The following is a 4,027-nucleotide window of genomic DNA, read 5'->3' as shown; positions in this document are numbered from 1 at the left end:
GGGGTCGCGGAACGCCGCGTCGCGCTGGCCCCAGGGCTGGTCGGTGGGCTCCTGCAGCACCTCGGCGCCGGGCGCGGCGGCGATCTTCTCGAAGGTCTCGTCGAGGTCGTCCGTCGTGAAGTTCACCATCTGCAGCTCGCCCTTCGCGAGGAGCGCGGCGATCGCGTCGCCGTTCTCCTGCGAGCGGCCGCCATGGGGCTGCTCGAGCACGATCTGGATCTCGGGCTGCGTCGGGGTGCTGAGGGTGATCCAGCGGTAGCCGCCGTTCTCGGCCTCGAACAGCTTCGTGAAGCCGAGGGTGTCCTGGTAGAAGGCGAGCGCGGCGTCGGGGTCGTCGACGATGATGTGCACGGCGCTGAGTGAAACGGTCATGCGGCTGACGCTACGCAGGTGCGGGGGCGGATGCTTCTTCAGAACTGCTCTGTCGAAGACCGCTCTGCTAAAGCCCGCTGTGTTGAAGGCCGCTCTGCTGAAGAGACGGCCCCGCCTGCTCTCGAGGCCCGGCGTCGCGCGGCCTGCTCGACCACCCGGCCTTCCGCGGCCGCGTGATCACCATGACCTCGCAGAGGCCGAGCGGGCGAAGGGCGCTGTGGTCGCGCGCGCGATACGCGCTCGGAGTCTCGCCCACGATCTCGGTGAACCGGGCGGAGAACGAGCCGAGGCTTGTACAGCCGACCGCGAAACAGGCATCCGTCACGCTCATGTCGCCGCGCCGCAGCAGCGCCTTCGCGCGCTCGATGCGCCGGGTCATGAGGTACGCGTAGGGCGTCTCGCCGTAGGCATCGCGGAAGCGGCGGCTGAAGTGCGCCGGCGACATCAGTGCCGTGCGGGCGAGGGCCGGCACGTCGAGCGGCTGCGCGAACTCGCGGTCCATGCGATCGCGCGATCGCCGCAGGCGCTTCAGCTCGTCGAGGTCGGGCATGGCTTCATTGTGCGCTGAGTCGGCGCGTGTTTTGCGCCCCCGGCCGACAGTTGCGCCGGCCGCGCGGGGCGCAGCTGTCGGCGCGGGGCACAAAACTGCCGGAAGGCGTCAGCGCCGGCTCAGGCGGAAGATGCGCAGCGTGCGCCCAGAGGTGACCTCGTACTTCCGGTAGCCGGGCCACTGCCGCTCGATCGTCGCCCAGACCTCCTCGCGCTCCGCCTCGGGCACGAGGCCGGCGCGCACGGGAATCCGCCGCCCCTTGTACTCGATCTCGGCGTCGGGGTGCGCGAGCAGGTTGGCGGTCCAGGCCGGGTGGTTCTCGCGGGCGTAGTTCGAGCCGGTGATCAGCCAGGTGTCGCCGTCGGGGACGCACATGAGCTCGGTGCTGCGCGGCTGCCCGGATTTCGCGCCCGTCGTGTGCAGCACGAGAGCGGGCATGAGGATGCCCGAAGCCGTCACGCGCCCGCCCGTGAGGCGCCGCATCAGGCGCTCGAAGCCGGGCATGAACCGCGGGCCGACGCGGCGGAACCACGGTGTGCGGGACACCCAGGCGACGCCCGCGCGGAAGAGGCGCAGCGGGGAATCCATGGGTTCAGTCTGCACGAGCGGCGGGTACCTGCCCGTCATGGCAGGCACGCTCACCGCACTCGCACTGAACTGCACCCTCAAACCCTCGCCGCAGCCCTCGAGCACCGAGAAGCTCGCGGGGGAGGTGCTGGCCGAGCTCGAAGCGCTCGGGGTCGCGACCGAGCAGCTGCGCGTCGTCGACTACGACGTGCGCCCGGGTGTCACGGCCGACGAAGGCGACGGCGACGAATGGCCGAAGATCCGCGGTCGGGTGGTCGCGGCCGACATCCTGGTGTTCGCGACTCCGACCTGGATGGGACACCTCTCGTCGGTCGCACAGCGCGTGCTCGAGCGGCTCGACGCCGAGCTCTCGGTCTCCGACGACAACGGCGTCAAGGCGCTCACCGGCAAGATCGCGGTGCCCGTCGTCGTCGGCAACGAGGACGGCGCGCACGCGATCATCGCCGACGTCGGGCAGGCGCTGAACGACGTCGGCTACACGATTCCGGCGCAGGGCTCGACGTATTGGAACGGCGAGGCGATGCAGACCGTCGACTATCGGATGCTCGACGAGCAGCCCGCCGCCGTGGCCGCTCAGAACACCGTGGTTGCCCGCAACGCCTTCCACCTGGCGTCGCTGCTGAAGGCGCGGCCGTACCTGCCGGCGGTGTAGCGCGCCGCACGGCCCCGCCGGCGGGTTTCTTTGCACACGCTCAGCGGTACCTTTGCGGCATGACGTTCAACGAGAACGCCGACATCTCGGGCGGCAAGGCCAGTCGTCGCGGCGGCGGCCGGGGAATGAAGATCGGCGGCGGCGCGGGTGGCGGGGCCGTTCTGATCGCGATCGTCGTGCTGCTGGTGCAGCACTTCACCGGCGTCGACGTGAGCGGCGTGGCCGGCGGCCTGACCGGGCTGCAGGGCCAGCAGATCGACACGAGCGGCGATGAGGCGCTGAGCTGCACCGCCGCCGAGGCGAACACGGACGCCAACTGCCGCATCCAGGGGGCGGCCGCGCTGCTGCAGGACTACTGGGCCGGCGAGGTGCGGGGCTACACCGACCCGCAGGGCATCGTCATCTTCGACCAGTCGACGAACACCGGGTGCGGTGCGGCATCCACCGACATGGGTCCCTTCTACTGCCCCAATGACCAGACGATCTACATCGACCCCGCGTTCTACGACGAGCTCGCGCAGCAGTTCGGCGATGACGCCGGGGCGCTCGCGCAGCTCTACGTGATCGGCCACGAGTGGGGCCACCACGTTCAGAACATCACGGGCACGATGCGCGGCAAGAACCTGTCGGCGACAGGCCCGGCGTCGGATTCCGTGCGGCTCGAACTGCAGGCCGACTGCTACGCCGGAGCCTGGCTCGGCGACGCGACGACCGAGACCGACGAGAACGGCGAGCACTACCTGAAGCCGATCACGACGGACCAGATCACGGATGCCCTGAACGCAGCCGCCGCCGTGGGGGACGACCACATTCAGCAGACGACGCAGGGCCAGGTGAACCCGGAAGGGTTCACGCACGGCACGAGCGCAGAGCGTCAGAAGTGGTTCAACACCGGCCTCGCCGGCTCGCCCGCGAGCTGCCAGACCTTCGGCATCCCGGCGTCGCAGCTGGGGTAGCGGGTTACGCCGCCGCTTCCTGCAGCTTCGCCTCGAGCTCGGCATCCGTCGGCTCGACGACGTGCGTGGCATCCGGGAACACGATGACCGGGATGTTCTTGCGCCCGCTGATCGCCTCGGCGCGCGCCGCGCCGTCTTCGACGGCCTCGACGTCGACGTAGTCGTAGTCGACCTCGAGTCGGTCGAGCAGCGCCTTCGAGCGGCGGCAGTCGCTGCACCAGGCAGCGCCGAACATGGTGATCTTGTCGAACGTCTCAGCGGTGGCCATGTTCCGAGCTTACGTCGGCAGGTGCAACAGCAGCTGACGATAGAAGCGCTCGCCGCGCACGAGAGCGTCGATCGTGACGCGCTCGTCGAGGCCGTGGATCGCGGCGCGCTCCGCCGCCGACATGGCGAGCGGGGCGAAGCGGTACGTCGCGTCCGGAGTGAAGCGGTGGAAGTGCCGGGCGTCGGAGGCCTGCAGCATGACATAGGGAGCGACCACCGCCTCGGGGTAGGCCGCGGCGACGGCATCCCTGATCGCCTGCCACTGGGCGTTGTCGGTGCGCGACTCGGGGCTCGCGGCGTGACCGTCGAGCAGCTCGACCGTGATCGACGGGTCTTTGACCGCGCGCGTCAGCGTCGCGAGGACCTGCTCGACCGAATCGCCCACGGCGAGCCGCAGGTTGAGGATCGCGCTCGCCGTGTTGGGGATCACGTTGTGGGCGGTGCCGGCGTCGAGCATCGTGACCGCCAGCGTCGTCTGCACCATGGCAGCGGGCTCGCCGCCGAGCGCCGCGAGCAGCCGTGCCGTGACCGGGCCGAGCCGCGGGGCGACGGTGACGAGCGCCTTTCCCGCGCCCGTGGCGACGCCGTCGAACGCGGCGAACATGTCGCGAGCGGTGCGGCTCAGGCGCTTCGGGAACGGAT

General features: G+C 70.3%; 7 protein-coding genes. 2 read left to right on the top strand and 5 right to left on the bottom strand.

Annotated elements, in window-relative coordinates; all coding sequences use genetic code 11:
* From ACM2XV_RS13020 to ACM2XV_RS13010, 3 genes are all read right to left on the bottom strand, one after another.
* On the bottom strand, positions 1-372 hold a 372-nt coding region (locus ACM2XV_RS13020; protein WP_487027233.1), incomplete at its 3' end, for a VOC family protein.
* Positions 373-439: 67 nt separating this feature from the next.
* The gene (locus ACM2XV_RS13015; protein WP_487027232.1) at positions 440-922 is read right to left on the bottom strand and encodes a helix-turn-helix transcriptional regulator; all 483 of its coding nucleotides are present in this window, start codon (positions 920-922) and stop codon (positions 440-442) included.
* Between the two features lie 108 nt (positions 923-1,030).
* A complete protein-coding gene (locus ACM2XV_RS13010; protein WP_487027231.1) occupies positions 1,031-1,510 on the bottom strand; it encodes a nitroreductase family deazaflavin-dependent oxidoreductase in 480 nt (159 codons plus the stop codon).
* A gap of 37 nt (positions 1,511-1,547) precedes the next feature.
* Here ACM2XV_RS13010 and ACM2XV_RS13005 point away from each other — a divergent pair, with 37 nt between their 5' ends.
* Complete coding sequence (locus ACM2XV_RS13005; protein ID WP_487027230.1) at positions 1,548-2,162, top strand: flavodoxin family protein; 615 nt, start codon at positions 1,548-1,550, stop codon at positions 2,160-2,162.
* A 59-nt stretch (positions 2,163-2,221) separates the two neighbouring features.
* Positions 2,222-3,118 (top strand): KPN_02809 family neutral zinc metallopeptidase, encoded by an 897-nt coding sequence (ypfJ, locus tag ACM2XV_RS13000; RefSeq protein ID WP_487027229.1) that lies wholly within the window; start codon positions 2,222-2,224, stop codon positions 3,116-3,118.
* 4 nt (positions 3,119-3,122) lie between these two features.
* Here the strand turns inward: ypfJ and ACM2XV_RS12995 are convergent, their stop codons facing one another.
* Together ACM2XV_RS12995 and ACM2XV_RS12990 are read right to left on the bottom strand one after the other, a co-directional pair.
* Positions 3,123-3,386, bottom strand: coding sequence for a glutaredoxin family protein (locus ACM2XV_RS12995; protein WP_344775789.1), 264 nt, complete (start codon positions 3,384-3,386; stop codon positions 3,123-3,125).
* A 9-nt stretch (positions 3,387-3,395) separates the two neighbouring features.
* Positions 3,396-4,027 (bottom strand): M20/M25/M40 family metallo-hydrolase (locus tag ACM2XV_RS12990; protein WP_487027228.1); only part of this gene is annotated, 632 nt, incomplete at its 5' end.

The sequence above is a fragment of the Gryllotalpicola sp. CP2-P1 genome (assembly GCF_057512245.1).
Note: the sequence above shows the minus strand (reverse complement) of the source record. Positions and strands in the feature narration are given on the sequence as shown.

Coding starts and splice junctions, on each gene's coding strand:
- ACM2XV_RS13015 (WP_487027232.1), bottom strand. CDS start 922: ATGCCCGACCTCGACGAGCTGAAGCGCCTGCGGCGATCGCGCGATCGC.
- ACM2XV_RS13010 (WP_487027231.1), bottom strand. CDS start 1,510: ATGGATTCCCCGCTGCGCCTCTTCCGCGCGGGCGTCGCCTGGGTGTCC.
- ACM2XV_RS13005 (WP_487027230.1), top strand. CDS start 1,548: ATGGCAGGCACGCTCACCGCACTCGCACTGAACTGCACCCTCAAACCC.
- ypfJ (WP_487027229.1), top strand. CDS start 2,222: ATGACGTTCAACGAGAACGCCGACATCTCGGGCGGCAAGGCCAGTCGT.
- ACM2XV_RS12995 (WP_344775789.1), bottom strand. CDS start 3,386: ATGGCCACCGCTGAGACGTTCGACAAGATCACCATGTTCGGCGCTGCC.